Here is an 18,421-nt window from a genome sequence, read left to right as displayed (position 1 = left end):
CCGCCGGAACCGCCGAGCCAGCCACCGAGCGTGTCCCAGCTCACCCCTGACGGCCCGGCACCTCCTGTCGCCGAGTGACTGCTCAGCGGGGTCTCGCAGGCCGGGAAGCCCGCTGGGCTGTCACTCGACGAGCGACTCCCCGCAGGGGTGTCACCGGCCGCCCAGCTCCGGCCACGGCGACCACGCGTGGCGCCCCGGAGGTCCGAGTCGTCGGACGTCGTCGCGGCTCAACGACTGGTTCCCGGCCGATCGCGGCCGCCGCACCGCGAGCGTGCCGGTGCGGAGGCCGCCGGTCAGCTCCTCGGCGAGCCGCCCGTGCACCACGTCGAGGACGAACTCCCCGAGCTCGTCGGCGAGGTCCCCGGGTTCCTCGTCGCAGGCGTCGCAGCCGCAGTGCGGGAACGACTCCTCGGCCCAGCGGCCGGCCCGCAGGCGCACCCCGACGTCGGTGTGCACCACCACCAGGTCGGCGCCCCCGGCGGACCGAGGGTGCAGCCGGACGGCGCGCACCTCGCCCGGCCCGGGCGCCGGCTCGTCGGTGACCGCGACGTCGTACCGCTCGGCGAGGTCGGTGACGAGCTGGTCGGCGACGTGGTGCAGGGCCGTGTACCGCTGCGGATCGGTGACCCGGCTGTACGCCTCCGGAGGAGGTCCGCCCGGTCCCCAGCGATCGCCCATGCCGGAACGGTAGGACTCCACCTGCTCCGTCGTCCCGGCTTTTCCCGCGTGCGGCGCCGAGCGGTGCCGGCGAGTGCGGTCAGCTCAGGGAGCGGGTGCCGGGCGGGAGGGCGCCGCCGGCGACCAGCTCGACGGCGGCGTCCTGCAGTGCGGTCAGCGCCACCCGCTGGGTGAACGGTCCGGTGGAGACCCGGGTGACGCCGAGGTCGGTCAGCTCCCGGCCCGACGGCGAGGCCCCGGGGACGGCCATCACCGACACCCGCCCGCGGCCGAGGCCGGCCACGAGGCCCGCGACCTCCTCGCGGGAGACGACGCCGGGCACGAAGACCGCCGGTGCGCCCGCCGCCAGGTAGGCCTGTCCCCGCCGCACGGCCTCGGCGAGCAGCGCGCCCCGGTCGGCCCCGGGCTCGGCCAGCAGGAAGGCGTCGGTGCGGGCGTTGAGCACGAAGTCGATGCCGGCGTCCCGGCCGGCGCGCAGCACCGCCTCGACGGCGGCGACCGCGTCGTCCAGCGGCCGCAGCTGGTCCTCCAGGTTGCCGCCGACGACGCCCAGCCTGATCGCCCGGCGGGCGGTCTCCCCCGGGTCGCCGTAGCCGGCCTCCAGGTCCATCGACACCGGCAGGTCCACGGCGGCGGTGATCCGGCCGACCATGTCCAGGTGCAGGTCGAGCGGGATCTTCTCGCCGTCCTCGTAGCCGAACGTCGCCGCGATCGCGTGGCTCGCGGTGGCCAGTGCACGGACGCCGGGGGTGGCGGCGACGACCCGGGCCGAGACGACGTCCCAGACGTTGGCCAGCACCAGGAGCTCCGGCGCGCGGTGCAGGTCGAGGAGGGTGCGGGCGCGGCTGGCGAGATCGGTCACCAGGGCAACGTAGCGACGGAACGGCCGGCTGACCGGCGGATTCCGGCCGTGGCGGTGACCGGGCGCGCGGGTGGCCGCCGTTCGGTGCGGAACGGTCGCCGCGCCCCTCTCTAGCCTGTCCGCATGGTCTCCCTGGGCACCCCGCTGTCTCCCTCGGCCACCCGCGTGCTGCTGCTGGGCAGCGGGGAACTGGCCAAGGAGGTGCTGATCGCGCTGCAGCGGCTCGGGGTGGAGACCATCGCCGCCGACCGGTACGACCACGCACCCGGCCACCAGGTCGCCCACCACGCCCGGACGCTGACGATGAGCGACCCGGCGCAGCTGCGTTCCCTGATCGAGGCCGAGCGGCCCGACGTCGTCGTCCCGGAGATCGAGGCGATCGCCACCCAGACGCTGGTCGAGCTGGAGGCCGAGGGGGTGCGCGTCGTCCCGACCGCGCGGGCCGCCCGGCTGACCATGGACCGCGAGGGCATCCGCCGGCTGGCCGCCGAGGACCTCGGCCTGCCCACCAGCGCCTACCGGTTCTGCGACTCGCTGGAGGAGCTACGCGCCGCGACCACCGAGGTCGGCTTCCCGTGCGTGGTGAAGCCGGTGATGTCCTCCTCCGGCAAGGGCCAGAGCAAGCTCGACGGCCCGGACGACGTGGACGGCGCCTGGGCGTACGCGATGGCCGGTGGGCGGGTCGCCGGCACCCGGGTGATCGTCGAGGGCTTCGTCGACTTCGACTACGAGATCACCCTGCTGACCGTGCGCTCGCTGCGCGACGGGGGGACGGTCACCGGCTTCTGCGCGCCGATCGGCCACCGCCAGGAGGCCGGCGACTACGTGGAGAGCTGGCAGCCGCAGCCGATGTCGGCGGTGGCGCTGGACCGCGCGCAGGCGATCTCCGCCGCGGTGACGGCCGAGCTGGGCGGGCTGGGCGTGTTCGGCGTCGAGCTGTTCGTCCGCGGGGACGACGTGTGGTTCTCCGAGGTCAGCCCGCGGCCGCACGACACCGGCATGGTGACGATGACGACGCAGTGGCAGAACGAGTTCGAGCTGCACGCCCGCGCCCTGCTGGGGCTCCCGGTGGACACCACGCTGCGCAACCCGGGCGCCTCGGCGGTCGTCTACGGCGGCGTGGAGGCCACCGGGGTCACCTTCGACGGGGTCGACGAGGCGCTGGCGCTGCCCGGTGTCGAGCTGCGGCTGTTCGGCAAGCCGGAGAGCTTCACCCGCCGGCGGATGGGCGTGGCGCTGGCCCGCGCCGAGGACGTCGACGCCGCCCGGGCCACCGCCCGCGAGGCGGCCTCCCGGGTGCGCCCCCGCGCCTGAGCCGCCCACCGGCGTCCACAACGGGACGCCCGGTCCACAACCGCCCGGACCGCCCCCCGGCGCGATCCACCCGCCGCCACGCTGGTCCGGCGCACGCACGAGGAGAGGACCGCCGATGACCACCGACGAGGTGCTGATGCTGCTGCTGGCCGGCGCCCGGCTCGCCGCCGAGCCCGGGGTGCAGGCCGCCGAGCTCGACCCGGTGGTCGCCCGGCTGACCCGGCGCGACCCGGGTGTCGACAGCGGCGGCCAGGCACAGCAGACGCTCATCGCCGCGCTGCCGCAGCTGTGGGAGGGCGGCTGGCAGCCGGTGGACGTCGTGCACGTCGCCCGCCGCCGGGTGAGCCAACGGGCCGCCCGGCTGGCGGCCGCGGTCATCACCGCCGAGTCCGGGTCGGCGGCTGCCGGTCAGGTGCCCGAGGCCTGGGCCGCCCAGCTCGGCGCGCTGGACACGGACGTCCGCTCCGTCGCCGACTGGTGGCGGGCCGAGCGGATCCAGTCCGCACCGGCCTGGCGGGACGTGCTGCGGCTGATCGGGCTGTTCCGGACGCTGCCGAGGTTGGAGCAGCTGCTCACCCCGCCCAGCGGCTGGTCGGCTGCGCTCTGGCCGGTCGAGGCGTCGGGCAGCGGGACCGACGACAAGGTGCTGCACCGGATCCGGTCGCTGCTGGCCAAGGCGGAGTCCACGGAGTTCGCCGAGGAGGCCGAGGCGCTCACCGCCAAGGCGCAGTCGCTGATGGCCCGGCACGCCATCGACACGGCGGTGCTCGCGCAGCGGGGGAACGGCTCCCCGGCCGGCGTGGTCGCCCGGCGGCTGCACCTGGACGACCCGCACACCGAGGCGAAGGCGGCGGTGGTGCAGGCCGTCGGCACCGCGAACGGCGTCCGGGTGGTGCTGTTGCCGAGCTTCGGCATCGCCACCCTGGTCGGCTTCCGGGACGACGTGGACCTGGTGGAACTGCTGGTCACCTCGCTGCTGCTGCAGGCGGCGCGGGCGCTGGCCGACGCAGCCTCCAGCGGCGGGGCCCGGGCGCGGTCGACGCCGTTCCGCCGGGGCTTCCTCTACTCCTTCGCCCAGCGGCTGGAGGAGCGGCTCACCCAGGCCCGCGAGCAGGCGACCGCCGAGGCCCGGGCCGACTACGGCGCCGAGCTGGCGCCGGTGCTGGCCGAGCGGTCGGCCGCGGTCGACCGGGCGGTCGAGGAGCTGTTCCCGTCGCTGCGCCGCCGGGGCGGGAGCACGGTCGACCCGGCCGGCTGGCACGCCGGTCGGCGCGCCGCCGACGACGCCGACCTCGGCTCAGGCCGTCGCTCCCTGCCCAGCAGGTGAGGTGCTGGAACGGCCCCCCTGCAGGGCCCCGCCGCGAGCTCGCGAGCGGTGGGGGGCAGGGGGGTCCTTCCTCAGATCAGGACGTCGAAACTCGCGCCGAGGTCGCGGATCAGCATCGCCTGCGCGGTGAGGTCGGTGGCCGTGGTGAGCCACCCGGCCACGAACATCAACGACTCCGCGGGGGTGTCGTCCAGCGACGCCGTCGTCGCTGCCATCCCCGCCTGGGCCACTGCACTGCACGCCAGAGTCAACATGACCGGCTCCTCTCGTCTCTGCTGGTGTCGGCAGTGACGGAGGGGCGCTGGAGCGTCGTCCCGGGGATCGGCGCCACACCTCACCCTCAGGGGGGTGGTCGGCGCAGCCCGTCGACGATCAGCTGCAGCAGCGACTCGTAGGTGGCCGCCGGGTCGGGGGTGAGCACCGCCCCGCCGAGCTCGAGGCTCACCGCTCCGTGCACCGAGCTCCAGATCAGCTGGGCGGTCTCGGTCGGGTCCTCCTCACGCAGGGCACCGCGGGCCATCGCGTACCGGACGTGGTCGACCAGCGCCTCGAAGGCGGCCGAAGCGTGCTCGACCAGCTCGTCCGCGCCCTCGGTGGGCAGCGGCCGCCCGCCGAACATCGCCCCGTAGTGCTGCGGCTGGGCCAGGGCGAACCGCCGGTAGTTGCGCCCGCTGGCCAGCAGCCGGGCCACCGGGTCGGAGTCGGCGTCCTCGGTGACCGCGGCCCGCAGCCCGTCGAAGCCGCGGACCAGCACGGCGGCGATCAACCCGTCCTTGCTGCCGAAGCGGTTGTAGACGCCCATCGGGGCGACCCCGGCCTCGGTGGCGACGGCCCGCACGGTCACCGCGCTCAGCCCGTCCCGCACGAGCACCCGTTCAGCTGCGTCGACCAGCGCCTGTTCGACCGCTCGGCTCGGGGTGCGCCCGGCGCCGGGCCTGACATCTGTCACGACCTCATCCTCCTGCACCGATCGCCCTTGCCCTGGTATAGAACGGCGTTCTACTGTTTTGGAACATCGTTCTACTACTCGGAGGCCGCGATGACCACTCCCCTGCCCGCCCCCGCCACCCGTCGGTGGTGGGTGCTCGCCGTGCTCTGCCTGTCCGTGCTGCTGGTCAGCATCGACAACACGATCGTCAACGTGGCGCTGCCGACCATCAGCCGCGAGCTGTCGGCCAGCACCAGCGACCTGCAGTGGGTCGTCGACGGCTACACATTGGCCTTCGCCGCCCTGCTGCTGCTCGGCGGCGCACTCGGTGACCGGTTCGGCCGGCGGCGGCTGCTCCAGGCCGGGCTGGTCGCCTTCGCCCTCACCTCGGCACTGGCCTCGCTGGCCACGAGCACCGAGCAGCTCATCGCTGGCCGGGCCGCGATGGGCGTGGCCGCTGCCGCCGTCTACCCGGCGACCCTGGCGTTGCTGGTCACCGTCTTCACCGATCGCCGCGAGCGGGCGACCGCACTGGGCGTCTGGTCCGCCGTCACCGGCCTGTCGGTGGCGATCGGCCCGGTCACCGGCGGCCTGCTGCTCGAGCACTTCTCCTGGGGCTCGGTCTTCCTGGTCAACCTGCCGATCGCGGCGGTCGCGCTGGTGGCCGGCCGGCTGCTGGTGCCCGAGTCGCGCGGAGCACGGGCACACCGCTTCGACCTGACCGGCGCCGCCGCCTCGGTGCTGGGCATCGGTCTCCTGGTCTGGACCACGATCGAGGCCCCCGGGCACGGCTGGGGCTCGGCGGCCACCCTGGGCGGCTACGCCGTCGCGGCACTGGCGATCGGCGGCTTCGTCGTCCACGAGCTGCGCACCGAGGAGCCGCTGCTGGACGTCCGGCTGTTCCGTGACCCGCGGGTGTCGGTCGGCAGCGGAGCGATCGCGCTGGCCTTCTTCAGCCTGTTCGGGTTCATCTTCATGATCACCCAGTACTTCCAGTCGGTCCGCGGCTACGGCACCCTGACCGCCGGCCTCGCCACCCTCCCGTTCGCCACCGTCATCGGGGTCACCGCCCCGCTGGCGATCGTCGCGATGCGTGCGGTCGGCACCAAGTTGGTGGTCGCGGCCGGGCTGGTGACCATGGTTGCCGGGTTCGCCGTCGCCGCCGGCACCACCCTGGAGTCCGGCTATTGGGGTCGGATCGTGATCGCCATGGTGCTCATGGCCGCCGGCCTCGGGCTGGTCACCAGCCCGGCGACCGAGGCGGTGATGGGTGCACTGCGCGGCGACCAGGCCGGGGCGGGCTCCGCGGTGAACGACACCGTGCGCGAGGTCGGCGGCACCCTCGGCGTCGCCGTCGTGGGGTCGGTGCTCAGCACCGTCTACGCCCCGGCGGTGGTCGACGGGCTCACCGCGGCCGGCGCCCCACCGCAGGCGGCCGACAGCGCGGCGGACTCGGTGTTCGCCGGCCTCGCGGTGGCCGGGCAGCTGCCCGGGGACGCGGTGACGGCCGTCCAGCAGTCCTTCCTGGACGGCGTCGTCGCCGGGTCGTGGGTGTGCGCCGCGGCCAGCGCGATCGGTGCGGTCGTCGTCCTGGCGTTCCTGCCGGCCCAGCACCGGGTCGCCGAGCCCGAGCCGACCCCCGAGGGCTCAGCAGTGGTCAGGTGACGGGAGGGGGACCCTCCTCGGACCGGTCGGACGGGGTGACGGTCGGGACGCCGTCCCGGAGCACCAGGTCACCGTCGTCGAGCATCGTCTCGCCGCGGAAGAACGCCGGCGCGACCCGGCTGTAGACCACCATCAGCACCAGCCCCAGCAGCAGGGCGCCGACGCCGACCACGAACACCCCGCCGACGCCGCCGATCACCGTCTCGCCGTAGCCGGGATCGGCGTACTCGACGCAGGCCAGCACGAAGACGGCGAGCATGAACAGCCCGCCGAGCAGCGGCAGCACCAGGCGCATGACGACGTCCCGCGGGCCGTGCAGCGCCCGGCGGAACTGCCAGGCACAGGCGAAGCCGGTGAGCCCGTAGTAGAAGGCGATCAGCATGCCGGTGGCGGTGATCGAGTCGATCAGCACGTTCTCGCTGACGATCGTCAGGCCCACGTAGAAGGCGATCGAGACGATCCCCATCCAGACCGTGGAGACCGTGGGCGTCAGGTACCGCGGGTGGATCCGGGCGAAGGACCGGGGCAGTGCGCCGTAGGCGGCCATCGCCAGCGTGCCGCGGGCGGTGGGCAGGATCGTGGTCTGCGTGCACGCCGCCGCCGAGGTGAGCACGGAGATGATCAGCAGCGCCTCGAAGGCCCGGCCGAGGACGTCGTCCCCGAAGACCGTCGCGCCCAGGGCGACGAACACGTCCTCGGCGTTGGCCTCGTTGCCCAGCCCGATGCCCTCGGTCCCGACGCCGGCGAAGGCCACGGTCGCCACGGAGACCACCGTGTAGATGCCGACCAGCAGCACCGTGGAGATGATCGCGGCCCGCCCGGGCGACCGGGTCGGGTCAGCGGTCTCCTCGTTGACGGCGACGGCGGAGTCCCAGCCCCAGTAGATGAAGATCGCCAGCAGCACCGCCTCGGTGAGCGCCGGCCAGCCGATCCCGGACGGCCACAACCAGGACGGCGACGGGGTGAGCGAGCCCTCGGGCGCCGTCCCCCCGTAAACCTTGACCAGGGCGTACACGGCGAAGGCCACCAGCACGACGCCCTCGACGGACAGCAGCACCCGCTGCAGCCGAGCGGTCGGCTCGATGCCGCGATAGCAGACCCAGGTCATCACGGCGATCCAGGCGACGCCGGCCACCGTCGTCCAGACGGCGCTCTCCGCCAGCCCGTCGAGGCCGACCAGCCGGTAGCCGTAGGAGCCGGCGATCTGGGCGAGGTTCGCCATCACGATGACGTCGGCGGCGATGATCCCCCAGCCGCCCATCCACCCGGCACGTGGTCCGAAGGCCCGGGCGGCCCAGGTGAACGTCGTCCCGCAGTCGGGCTCGCGCTTGTTCAGCTCCGAGTAGGCGACCGCGATCAGCCACATCGGCACGAACGCCAGCAGCATGATCGCCGGGGCCTGCACCCCGACGACGATGACGACGAACCCCAGCGTCGCGGCCAGCGCGTAGGCCGGGGCGGTCGAGGAGACGGCCAGGACGATCGAGGAGACCAGGCCCAGGGCGCCGGTCTTGAGGCCCTTGTCGACGGCCGCACCCTCGACGCGGGGCGGCGCGAGCGGCGCCGGGGACGAACTGGTCATGCCGGAGCCGTGCGCGTGTCCATGGCTGGTGTTATCGCACAACCGGGCGCCGGACCGGACACCCGGTGCCCGGTCCGGCGACGTGATCTCCGTCGAGTCGCTTGCCTCAACTCGGTGGCGCGTGACATAACTCCTGCAGCTCAACAGCGAGCGACGAGGCTCCCGGCCCGGACGCCGGGCGACCAGGTGGAGTGGGTGTCAGTGGCAGAGCCCACACACGTCGGTGACCTCGAGGACGACGTCGAGGGTGACCGGCTCCGGGCGCAGCTGGCCATCGACGCCGCGCGGATCGGGACGTTCGACTGGGACCTCCGGAGCGGACGGCTCGTCTGGGACGCCCGGCTGATCGAGATGTTCGGTTACGACCGGACGACCTTCGAGCAGAGCATCGAGGCGTTCAACGCGCGCCTGCACCCCGACGACCTGCCCCGGGTGACCGACGCCCTGCAGGCCGCCATCGACAGCTGCGGGGAGTACGAGGCCGAGTTCCGGGTCGTCCTGCCGGGCGGGCACACCCGGTGGGTGTCGGCCCGCGGCCAGGCGGTCGCCGGCACCGACGGGTCGGCGGCCCGGCTGATCGGGGTCGCCTACGACGCGACCGACGAGCTCGCCGCCGAGGCCCGGGTCGTCCGCGTGCTCGAGGCGATGCCGGCCGGTTTCTACTCCCTGGACCCCGAGTGGCGCTTCGTGCACGTCAACGCCGAGGCCGAGCGGTTGCTCGGGAGCAGCCGGGACGAGCTGCTGGGCCGGGTCATCTGGGAGGCCTTCCCGGCTTCGGTCGGCAGCCCCTTCGAGGAGAGCTACCGCCGGGCCGTCGCCACCGGCGAACCGGCCGCGTTCGACGCGCACTACCCCGCGCCGCTCAACGGCTGGTACGAGGTGCGCGCCTGGCCGACGCCGGACGGGCTGTCGGTCTACGCCATCGAGGTCACCGCCCGCCGGCAAGCGCAGGAGCAGGCCGAGCGGTCCGCCCGCCGGCTGGCCCTGCTGGCCCAGGTCAGCGCCGAGCTCGCCGGCACGCTGGACGTGCAGTCGGCGACCGCCCGGCTGCCCCGGCTGGTCGTGCCCGCGCTGGCCGACTGGTGCATCGTCACGGTGATCGACGCCGACGGCCACCCCCGGGACGTCGGCAGCTGGCACGTCGACCCCGCGCAGCGGGCGACGCTGGAGCGGTACGCCGAGGTGCGACTGGACGCCATGCCGATCACCGCGCCGGTGGGCCGGGCGCTGCACGCCGACGAGGCGGTGACCTTCGCCGGTTCCGAGGTGCTCGACCTGCTGCCGCCCGGGCAGGCCCGGGACCTGCTGACCGTGCTCGCCCCCCGGGCGGAGGTGGCGCTCCCGCTCCGGGCACGCGGCCGGACGCTGGGGCTGCTGACGCTGGCCTACGCCGACGCGCACTCGGCCACCGAGGCGGACGTCGCAGTGGCCCAGGACGTCGCCGACCGGGCCGGTCTGGCGCTGGACAACGCGCGCCTGTTCGACCAGCAGCAGCAGATGGCCGAGGTGCTGCAGCGCAGCCTGCTCACCGATCCGCCGGAGCCCGACCACGCCGAGATCGTGGTCCGTTATCTGCCGGCGGCCGAGGCCGCCCGGGTGGGCGGTGACTGGTACGACGCCTTCCTGCAGCCCAGCGGCTCGACGATGGTGGTCATCGGGGACGTCGTCGGCCACGACACGGCCGCAGCCGCGGCCATGGGCCAGGTGCGCAGCCTGCTGCGCGGCATCGCCGCCTACAGCGACGCCGGGCCGGTGGAGGTCCTCCGCGGGCTGGACTCGGCGATGACGCTGCTCCAGCTGGACACCCTGGCCACCGCCGCGGTGGCCAGGTTCGAGCAGACCGCCGACGAGCTGGAGCGCGGGGTGACCCGGATGGTCTGGGCCAACGCCGGGCACCTCCCGCCGCTGGCGCTCAACCCCGACGGCAGCGTGGCGGTGCTCGCCGACTGGAAGGCCGACCTGCTCCTCGGCGTCGACGCCACGGTCGAACGCACCGAGTCGGTGGTCACCCTGGACCGCGGGTCGACGGTGCTCCTCTACACCGACGGGCTGATCGAACGCCGGGACGCCGACCTGGACACCGGCCTGCTCCGGCTGCGGACCCACCTGACCGAGCTGGCCGACCTCCCGTTGGGCCAGCTGCTGGACGAGCTGATCGAGCGGCTGGTCGACGGCAAGCCCGAGGACGACGTCGCCCTGGTCGCCGTGCGACTGCACCGACAGGACCGCCCGCGCCCGGTGGAGGCCGGCCCCAACCGGGTGCCCGACGTCGTCCCCGACGACCCGGCGAGCCGCTGAGGGCGGGCTCCGGACCTCCCCGGGGGGCACACGCGCAGCCGCCGGAACGACATCGGCCTACCGTGGGCCCCACGCCCCGGCCCCAGACCCGGCCCCAGACCCGGCCCCAGACCCGGCCCCAGACCCGGCCCCAGACCCGGCCCCGACGAACGAGAGGACCCACCACGTGCACGCACCGCCAGACCAGCTGGGTCCGGCCACGTTCCGGCACGACCTGGTCCTGCACAGCTCCGCCGAGGAGCTGGCCGCCGTCGCGGTCCCCTTCCTGCGCGCGGGCCTGGAGGCCGGCGAGGCAGCCGTGATCACCACGAGCGAACCCTCGGCCACGATGCTGCGGGACGCGCTGGGCGACGAGCACGTGCACGTGCTGCCGCAGCACGAGGTGTACCAGGCGCGCACGCCTGCAGCGATCACCGCCTTCCGCCGGCTCGCCGAGCGGGTCACCGGTCGCGGGCACGCCCGGCTGCGGGTCGTCGGGGAGACCGACTTCGGGAAGACGCCGCGGGACTGGCTGGAGTGGCAGCGGTACGAGGCCGTGCTCAACGAGGCGATGCGCTCGTGGCCGACCTGGGGGCTGTGTGCCTACGACGTCGAGTCGCTCCCCGCCGAGCTGGTCGACTGCGGGCTGCGCACGCACACCCACCTGGTCAGCGCCGACGGGCGCCGGCCCAACCCGGACTACACCGAGCCCGCCGACTACCTGCGCGCCCTGCCCCTGCCGGACGAGCCGCTCGAGGCCACCGACCCGCTGCTGCGGGTCGACGACGTACGGGACTTCGCCGGGCTGCGGCACGCGGTCGGTGGCCGGCTGGCCCAGCTGGACGGCCCCCAGGACGCCCTCGAGGACCTGCACCTCGCGGTCGACGAGATGAGCGCGAACGCGGTGCGGCACGGTGGCCCACCGGTCCGGCTGCGGCTGTGGGCGTCGGCCGACCGGGTGGTCTGCACGATCAGCGACGGCGGGGTGGGGATGGACGACCCGTTCGCCGGTTACGGCCCCGCCCACGGCGACGACCTGTCCCACGGCGGCATGGGCCTGTGGCTGGCCCGGCAGCTGTGCGACCACGTCGACGTCATCGACGGGCCCGACGGGTTGACCGTGCGGCTGACGACGCTGCTGCGCTGACCGGACGCCGCACGGCGTCCGACCGGGCCGTGCAATCGTTCCCGCTCGGCCGGACTCCCGACGCGCCGCTCTCACCAGCGCGTTCCCGACCTCGGCGCCCCCTAGGCTGACCGCGCGAGGCGGGCACGGGTCCGCGTCCGAGAGGAGTCGAGTCGTGCGCTTCCCGTCCCCGCGGGGCACCGCAGCGGTGCCTGCCGCCGCCGTCGCGCCCCCGGACGACGAGCCGGCGATTCTCGCCCCGCGTCCGGCGGCGCCCGCGCGCACCCGCCGCAAGCCCGAGCAGGACGACAGCATGGCGGCGGCCGCCCAGCAGGCCGGCGTGCTCTCCTCGGCCAGCCGCGAGGTGTCCGACACCTCCCAGCAGGCCGCCGAGTCGCTGACCGACCTGCGCTCGGCGATCGCGGACATCTCCTCGAGCACCACGCAGGCCTCGGCGGTCGCGGAGGAGGCCGTGCGGGACGCCCGCGCGGTCGACGAGCGGATCGCCGCGCTGCAGGAGGCCAGCGAGTCGATCACCCAGATGGTGCGGTTGATCTCGGCGATCAGCCAGCAGAGCCGGTTCCTGGCGCTCAACGCCTACGTCGAGGCGGCGCGCGCCGGCGACGTGGGCCGGGGCTTCGCCGTGGTGGCCGACGAGGTCAAGGAGCTGGCCAGCCGCACCGCCCAGGCCGCCGAGGACATCGGCGCGCAGATCGAGGCGGTGCAGTCCGAGACCCGGCAGGCGGTCACCGCGATCGGCCGGATCACCGGCACGCTGGGCTCGATCGCCGATGCGCAGGACGCCATCGCCGCCGCCGTCGAGCAGCAGCGCGTCGCCACCGAGCGGGTCGTGGACAACGTCGACCGGGCGGCCAGCGGGTCGGCCCGGATCACCCAGGCGGTCGCCGAGCTGGCCGACAGCCAGCGGCTGGTCTACGTCCGGCGCGCGCTGACCCTGGCCGAGGACCTGCTGGACGAGGCCGGCGGCATCGAGCTGGGCAGTGGGCACCGGACGGTGACCGTGACCGACCAGGCGACCTCGGCGACGCGCTCCGTCGGGCTGCCCGAGCTGCTGCTCGGCGGTGAGGTGCTGAGCTGGAACGACGACCCGCGGCACCGGTCGGCGCTGGTCGACGACGTGGTGGCCCAGGTCGGCGGCACCTGCACGCTGTTCCAGCGACTCGACGACGCCGGCGGGATGGTCCGGGTGGCGACCACGGTGGTGAACCCGCAGGGCCGGCGGAACATCGGCACCTGCCTCTCCCCCACCGGCGCCGACGGCAGCCGCAACCCGGTGCTCGCCGCGGTGCTCGGCGGGCAGGTCTACACCGGCCCGGCCACCGTCGCGGGCAAGCCCTACTTCACCGCCTACGCCGGCGTGCACTCCGCCGCCGGTGCGCTGGTCGGCATGCTCTACGTCGGCCTGCCGATCGACGCCCCGGCCTGATCCGGCGGCGGGCGGGGCTCAGCCCAGGGACTCCAGCAGCCCCAGGACCGCGGGGCCGACGACCACGATCATCAGCGCCGGCAGGATGCAGACCATCAGCGGGAAGGTGACCTTGACCGGCACCTTCATCGCCTGCTCCTCGGCGCGCTGCCGGCGCTTGACGCGCATCTCATCGGCCTGCACCCGCAGCACGTCGGCGAGCGGGATGCCGTAGACGTCGGCCTGGTTCACCGCCCCGACGAACCGGCGCAGGTCCGCGACCTGGGTGCGGGCGGCCAGGGCGTCGTAGGCGGCGCGCCGCGGCCGACCGGCGGCGATGTCGTGCTGGGTGCGCACCAGCTCCTCGGCCAGCGCACCCCGGCCCGTGGTGGCCGCGCGGGACAGCGCGGCCTCGAAGCCCAGCCCGGCCTCCACGGCGATGGTCATTTGGTCCAGGACGTCGGGCAGCTGGCGCGCGATCAGCTGCCGCCGCTCCTGACCTCTGCCCCACAGCGCTGCCTCGGGCAGGTGGTAGGCCACCAGCACCGCGACCACCGCGCCGAGCCCGGCGGGGATGCCGGGCGCCTCCACCACGAACAGGGCAGCGAGCAGCGCCGCCACAGCGGCGAGCACGAGCTTGGCCCACAGCACGCGGGTCATCGTGAAGGTGGCCGGGCGGCCGGCGACGTCGATCATGCGCCGGATCCGGCGGGCCGCCGACTCGGGCGTCAGCGCGCGGAGGACGGCGCCGGCCCCGGTGCCGCGGGCCTCCAGCGTGCCCACCTCGAAGGCGGGCGTGACCAGGCCACGCGTGAGGTTCTGCCGGGCAACGACCAGCGTCTTCCCGGACCGGGCCAGCGTGACCTGGGCCAGGACGGCGAGCGGGAGGACGACGGCGGCGACGGCGACCCACACGATCGTGGGCATCAGAACGTCACCGTCACGACGCGGCGCACCCAGACCGCGCCGACGACCATCAGCACCCCGGCCGTCGCCAGCATGACCAGGCCGGTGGCGCCGTCCAGGAGCCGGCCGATGTAGGTCGGCGAGACCAGGTGCATCGCCCCACCGACGACGACCGGCAGCGCCAGCAGCACGGCGGCCGAGGCGCGCCCCTCCGCCGAGAGCGCCTGCGCCTGACGCCGCAGCTGGCCGCGGTCCCGGATGGTGGCGCCGACGCGGTCGAGCACCTCCGCCAGGTTGCCGCCGACCTCACGGTGGATGGCGACGGCCTGGGCGATCCAGCCGAAGTCGTCGCTGCGCATCCGCTCGGCGACCTCCTCCAGGGCCAGGACGACGTCGCGCCCCACCCGGACCTCGTTGAGCACCCGGGAGAACTCCTCGGCCGTGGGCGCGGCGCCGTCGTGGGAGACGGCCTCCAGCGCCCGCAGCACGCTGTGCCCGGCCCGGAGGCTGCTGGCCATCAGCCGCAGCGTGTCGTCGAGCTGCTCGGCGAAGGCGGAGCGCCGCCGGCGGCTGCGCACCTCCAGGGTCACCAGGACGGCGAGCGGGACGGCCAGCGCCAGCACCAGTCCGCCCAGCAGGCCCCAGAGCAGGCCGCCGACGAGGTCGCCGAGCAGCGCACCGGCGACCGTCCCGCCGAAGACCTGTGCCGGTGACCGGTGGACCCCGGCACGTTCCAGCGACGCCACGAGCGCGTCGCGGCGGCCCAGCCGCCGGAGCGACTGGTCACCGAGCCGGTTCGCCGCGGCGGTCAGGGCCGACCGGCCCCGCAGCGCCGGCGCCGCGGTCGGGTCCAGCCGGGTGATCTCCACCCGGGGACGCCGCGGGACGACGACCAGCCCGACCAGGAGCGCGAGTGCGAGTGCGCAGGCGGCGACGCCGGCCCAGACGAGCGGGCTCATCGGCCCCCACCACCGACCGGCGCCAGGTGCGGCACCCCCAGCACCCGCGGCGCGAGCGTGACCCCGCGCTCGGCGAACCGTTCCAGGAACCGCGGCCGGATGCCGGTGGGCACCGCGCGGCCGAGCAGCCGGCCGTCGCGGTCGCTGCCGGCAGAGTGGTCGAAGAGGAAGGCGTCCTGCAGCGTCACGGTGTCGCCCTCCAGGCCCAGCACCTCGGTGACGTGGGTGACCCGCCGGCTGCCGTCGCGCAGCCGGGAGACCTGGATGATCACGTCGACGGCGGAGGTGACCTGCTCCCGAACCGCGCGCAGCGGCAGGTCCATGCCGGCCATCAGCACCAGCGTCTCCAGCCGGGCGACGGCGTCCCGCGGGGAGTTGGCGTGCACGGTGGACAGCGACCCGTCGTGGCCGGTGTTCATCGCCTGCAGCATGTCCAGGCTCTCCCCGCCGCGGACCTCGCCGATGATGATCCGGTCCGGGCGCATGCGCAGGGAGTTGCGGACCAGGTCGCGGATGCTGATCGCACCCTTGCCCTCGATGTTGGCCGGGCGGGACTCCAGCCGGACGACGTGCTCCTGCTGGAGCTGGAGCTCGACGGCGTCCTCGATGGTGATGATCCGCTCGCCCGCGGGGATGAACGAGGAGAGCACGTTGAGCAGCGTCGTCTTCCCGGTGCCGGTACCGCCGGAGACGATGACGTTGAGCCGGGCAGCCACGCAGGCGCGCAGCAGCTCGGCCATGTCGGAGCTGAGGGTGCCGCCCTCGATCAGGTCGGCGATCTGCAGCGGCCGGCGGGCGAACTTGCGGATGGTCAGCGAGGAGCCGCTGAAGGCCAGCGGCGGGATGATCGCGTTGACCCGGGAGCCGTCGGGCAGCCGGGCGTCGACCAGCGGCGAGGACTCGTCGATGCGGCGGCCGACCCGGGACACGATGCGCTCGATCACCCGGCGCAGGTGCTGCTCGTCGGCGAACCCGGCCGAGGTGCGGACGATGCGGCCGCCGCGCTCCACGTAGACGGTGTCCGGCCCGTTGACCATCACCTCGGTGACGTCCGGGTCGTCCAGCAGCGGCTGCAGCGGGCCATAGCCGAGCACCTCGTCGGTGAGCTCGGTGATGAGCCGCCGCCGGTCCTCCTCGGACAGCGGGGTCGGCTCGTGCGCGATGACCCGCTGCAGGTCCGTCCGCACCAAGGCGTGCAGCTGCTCGTCGGGGATGTCGGCGTCGGAGAGCTTGCCGCCCAGCCGCTCGAACAGGGCGCGGCTGGCCCGTTCCTTGAGCTGGGTGAGGGTGTCCGGGCCGGCCGCCGGACGGGTGGCCGGGTCGACGGGGCCGGCGCCGGCCCTCCCGGCGATCCGGGACGCGAGGCCGGTGGGCGGCGGCGCGGGGCGTCCCACGACCCGGATCACGGGCTCATCGCCCTGGGCCGGTGCGAGCGGCACGGGACCGGCCGCCTGGCCACGGGCCTGGGCGAGACGGTCGCTGAGGCTCATCGGGCACCGACCCGCCGGCGTCCGCGCCGGCCCTTGCCGGCCGCCGCGGCAGGTGCGAGCCGGCCGACCAGCGTCTGGAGCCCGCGGGTCACCGGGTCCTTGCCGCCCTTCATCAGCAGCGGGACGCCGGTGTTCGTCGACAGCGGGACGGCGTCGTGCCGCGGGAGCACCAGGTCCAGCGGGGCGCCGACGGTCCGCTCGACGTCGGCCAGGGCGAGGCCACCGGCCGAGCCGGCGCCGTTGAGCACCAGGTGGCGGCCGGCCGGCACGAGCTGCAGCTCGCCGAGCACGTCGAGCTCCTTGCGCAGCCCGCGCACGCCGGGCACGTCCATGCTGCCGATGAGCACCAGGTCGGTGGCCCGCTCGAGTGCGGTGAGCGTGTGGTCGGTCAGCCCCGGGGCGGTGTCGACCACCACGTACCGGAACTCCGCGCTGAGCATGTCGACCAGCCGCGCGACCTCCTCCGGGGTGACCGCGTCCCCTGCTGCCGGGGAGTCGCTGCCGGCGACCACGTGCAGCCCGGAGGAGTGCCGGGTGAGGTAGGTCTTGAGCACGAGCGGGTCGTTGCTGGCGGCGCCGCGCACGGCGTCCGGGAGCGTGTGCTCTGGGACCAGCGCGAGTGCGCTGGCGACGTCCCCGAACTGCACGTCCAGGTCGACCAGCACGGTGGACCCGGGCTCGGCCACGGCCAGGCCGAGGGCCACGTTGGTGGCGACGGTGGTCTTGCCGACCCCGCCCTTGGGCGAGGCGACGACCACCACCCGCCGGGTGGGCGCCTGCGGCACCGTCGCCGACGCGACCCGGCGGGCCTCGGCGCGGGCGGCCGCCCGCTCGAGGACGGCAGCGACGTCGGCGGTGGAGGCGTGCGGGGAGAGGACGTCGCGGACGCCGGCGCGCATCGCCTCGATCCACAACTCGGGATCGGTGAAGGCGACGACGACGACGCTGGTGCCCGGTGCCGCGCCGTCGAGCTGCCCGGCGAGGGCGAAGGAGTCGGCCAACGCGACCTCGGCCCCCAGCACCACCAGGTCCGGGGCGTCCGGTCCGGCGAGGTGGCGGAGCAGGACACCCTCCGCCAGCGCGTCCACCCCGAGGGCGACGACGTCGCTGCTGCCGGCCTCGGTGAACCGCGCGACGAGGTCGGCGTCGGCACCGATGGTCAGGACCGTGCTCACTGGTCTGCTCCTGTGGTCGGGGTCGTGCTGTCCAGGGAGGTGTCGGCAGGATCGACCGACTCCTGGAGCGACAGCCACACGGCGCCCTGCTCCATCCCCGCGATGACCACGGTGGCCTGCTCGGGGGTGAGCGCCAGCGTCACCGTGATCGTCTGCGCGGCGCCGGTCATCGCCGCCGTCTGGTCGTCGGCGCCGCCGGTCACCCGGGTCACCAGCACCTCGCCGACGGCGAGGTCGGTCGTGGTCGGGTCGCCCTGGCTGATGAAGACGCCGATCCGGTCGCCGGCGGCCAGTGCCCCGCCCACGGCCCGCTGCGGCTCCAGGGTGAGGCTGACCTCCTCGGTGCCCGCCGTGGGCTCGACCACCCCGGCGGCGGCCGCCTGCACGGACGGGTCGGCGAACCGTGCGAACACCAACTGCTCGCCCTTGATCAGCTTGGTGGTGGTGCTCAGGCCGGCCACGTCAGCGAGGTCGTCGACGTGACCACCCACCACCAGACGGCTGGGCACCCGAGCGGTCGTCACCAGGTCGGCGACGTCCTCGGCCGTGGTGCCGGCGTCGATGTCGCCGGCGGCGACGAGCACCGGGACCAGGACGGCCCCGGCCTCGGCGCGGGCATCGGCGCCCCGGACGTAGCTGATCAGGACGACGGCGCCGAACACTGCCAGGGCAAGGGCCGCGAGAGCGGCGAGGACGCGACGCATGA

16 protein-coding genes are annotated in these 18,421 nt (G+C 74.7%); 6 read left to right on the top strand and 10 right to left on the bottom strand.

Features of this window, described 5'->3' with window-relative positions; genetic code table 11:
* Nucleotides 1–150 precede the first annotated feature (150 nt).
* Together O2W53_RS04000 and O2W53_RS03995 are read right to left on the bottom strand one after the other, a co-directional pair.
* A complete protein-coding gene (locus O2W53_RS04000) occupies nucleotides 151–678 on the bottom strand; it encodes a DUF6226 family protein (RefSeq protein ID WP_269161743.1) in 528 nt (175 codons plus the stop codon).
* 79 nt (nucleotides 679–757) lie between these two features.
* Nucleotides 758–1,540, bottom strand: a complete 783-nt coding sequence (locus O2W53_RS03995; RefSeq protein WP_269161742.1) for an isocitrate lyase/PEP mutase family protein — start codon at nucleotides 1,538–1,540, stop codon at nucleotides 758–760.
* Nucleotides 1,541–1,663: 123 nt separating this feature from the next.
* Between O2W53_RS03995 and purT the strand changes: the two genes are divergently transcribed.
* Together purT and O2W53_RS03985 are read left to right on the top strand one after the other, a co-directional pair.
* A complete protein-coding gene (purT, locus tag O2W53_RS03990) occupies nucleotides 1,664–2,854 on the top strand; it encodes a formate-dependent phosphoribosylglycinamide formyltransferase (protein ID WP_269161741.1) in 1,191 nt (396 codons plus the stop codon).
* Between the two features lie 115 nt (nucleotides 2,855–2,969).
* The gene (locus O2W53_RS03985; protein ID WP_269161740.1) at nucleotides 2,970–4,181 is read left to right on the top strand and encodes a DUF2786 domain-containing protein; all 1,212 of its coding nucleotides are present in this window, start codon (nucleotides 2,970–2,972) and stop codon (nucleotides 4,179–4,181) included.
* A 71-nt stretch (nucleotides 4,182–4,252) separates the two neighbouring features.
* Here the strand turns inward: O2W53_RS03985 and O2W53_RS03980 are convergent, their stop codons facing one another.
* The gene (locus O2W53_RS03980) at nucleotides 4,253–4,435 is read right to left on the bottom strand and encodes a hypothetical protein (RefSeq protein WP_269161739.1); all 183 of its coding nucleotides are present in this window, start codon (nucleotides 4,433–4,435) and stop codon (nucleotides 4,253–4,255) included.
* A gap of 86 nt (nucleotides 4,436–4,521) precedes the next feature.
* A complete protein-coding gene (locus O2W53_RS03975; protein ID WP_269161738.1) occupies nucleotides 4,522–5,130 on the bottom strand; it encodes a TetR/AcrR family transcriptional regulator in 609 nt (202 codons plus the stop codon).
* Nucleotides 5,131–5,220: 90 nt separating this feature from the next.
* Between O2W53_RS03975 and O2W53_RS03970 the strand changes: the two genes are divergently transcribed.
* The gene (locus O2W53_RS03970) at nucleotides 5,221–6,774 is read left to right on the top strand and encodes a DHA2 family efflux MFS transporter permease subunit (RefSeq protein ID WP_269161737.1); all 1,554 of its coding nucleotides are present in this window, start codon (nucleotides 5,221–5,223) and stop codon (nucleotides 6,772–6,774) included.
* On the opposite strand, the gene O2W53_RS03965 is transcribed toward O2W53_RS03970, so the two are convergent.
* Nucleotides 6,767–8,356: an APC family permease gene (locus tag O2W53_RS03965; protein ID WP_269161736.1), complete on the bottom strand. Its 1,590-nt coding sequence runs from the start codon at nucleotides 8,354–8,356 to the stop codon at nucleotides 6,767–6,769. The genes O2W53_RS03970 and O2W53_RS03965 overlap by 8 nt on opposite strands.
* A 201-nt stretch (nucleotides 8,357–8,557) precedes the next feature.
* Here O2W53_RS03965 and O2W53_RS03960 point away from each other — a divergent pair, with 201 nt between their 5' ends.
* The 3 genes from O2W53_RS03960 to O2W53_RS03950 all read left to right on the top strand — a co-directional run bounded on the left by O2W53_RS03960 (nucleotide 8,558) and on the right by O2W53_RS03950 (nucleotide 13,206).
* A complete protein-coding gene (locus tag O2W53_RS03960; protein WP_269161735.1) occupies nucleotides 8,558–10,654 on the top strand; it encodes a SpoIIE family protein phosphatase in 2,097 nt (698 codons plus the stop codon).
* Between the two features lie 166 nt (nucleotides 10,655–10,820).
* Nucleotides 10,821–11,780 (top strand): sensor histidine kinase, encoded by a 960-nt coding sequence (locus tag O2W53_RS03955; RefSeq protein ID WP_269161734.1) that lies wholly within the window; start codon nucleotides 10,821–10,823, stop codon nucleotides 11,778–11,780.
* Nucleotides 11,781–11,934: 154 nt separating this feature from the next.
* Nucleotides 11,935–13,206, top strand: coding sequence for a Cache 3/Cache 2 fusion domain-containing protein (locus O2W53_RS03950; RefSeq protein WP_269161733.1), 1,272 nt, complete (start codon nucleotides 11,935–11,937; stop codon nucleotides 13,204–13,206).
* Nucleotides 13,207–13,224: 18 nt separating this feature from the next.
* Here the strand turns inward: O2W53_RS03950 and O2W53_RS03945 are convergent, their stop codons facing one another.
* The 5 genes from O2W53_RS03945 to cpaB are packed head-to-tail and all read right to left on the bottom strand — an operon-like array spanning nucleotide 13,225 to nucleotide 18,419.
* Entirely contained in the window at nucleotides 13,225–14,112 is an 888-nt protein-coding gene (locus O2W53_RS03945) for a type II secretion system F family protein (protein ID WP_269161732.1), read from the bottom strand.
* A complete protein-coding gene (locus O2W53_RS03940) occupies nucleotides 14,112–15,050 on the bottom strand; it encodes a type II secretion system F family protein (protein WP_269161731.1) in 939 nt (312 codons plus the stop codon). The genes O2W53_RS03945 and O2W53_RS03940 overlap by 1 nt, the downstream gene beginning before the upstream one ends.
* Nucleotides 15,047–16,540, bottom strand: coding sequence for a CpaF family protein (locus tag O2W53_RS03935; RefSeq protein ID WP_269161730.1), 1,494 nt, complete (start codon nucleotides 16,538–16,540; stop codon nucleotides 15,047–15,049). The genes O2W53_RS03940 and O2W53_RS03935 overlap by 4 nt, the downstream gene beginning before the upstream one ends.
* A complete protein-coding gene (locus tag O2W53_RS03930; protein ID WP_269161729.1) occupies nucleotides 16,537–17,715 on the bottom strand; it encodes an AAA family ATPase in 1,179 nt (392 codons plus the stop codon). The genes O2W53_RS03935 and O2W53_RS03930 overlap by 4 nt, the downstream gene beginning before the upstream one ends.
* Entirely contained in the window at nucleotides 17,712–18,419 is a 708-nt protein-coding gene (cpaB, locus tag O2W53_RS03925; RefSeq protein WP_269161728.1) for a Flp pilus assembly protein CpaB, read from the bottom strand. The genes O2W53_RS03930 and cpaB overlap by 4 nt, the downstream gene beginning before the upstream one ends.
* Nucleotides 18,420–18,421 lie beyond the last annotated feature (2 nt).

It is taken from the genome of Modestobacter sp. VKM Ac-2978, from assembly GCF_026968025.1.
Taxonomy (GTDB): domain Bacteria; phylum Actinomycetota; class Actinomycetes; order Mycobacteriales; family Geodermatophilaceae; genus Modestobacter.
The sequence above is the reverse complement of the archived record's forward strand: the minus strand, read 5'-3'. Positions and strand labels throughout refer to the sequence as shown.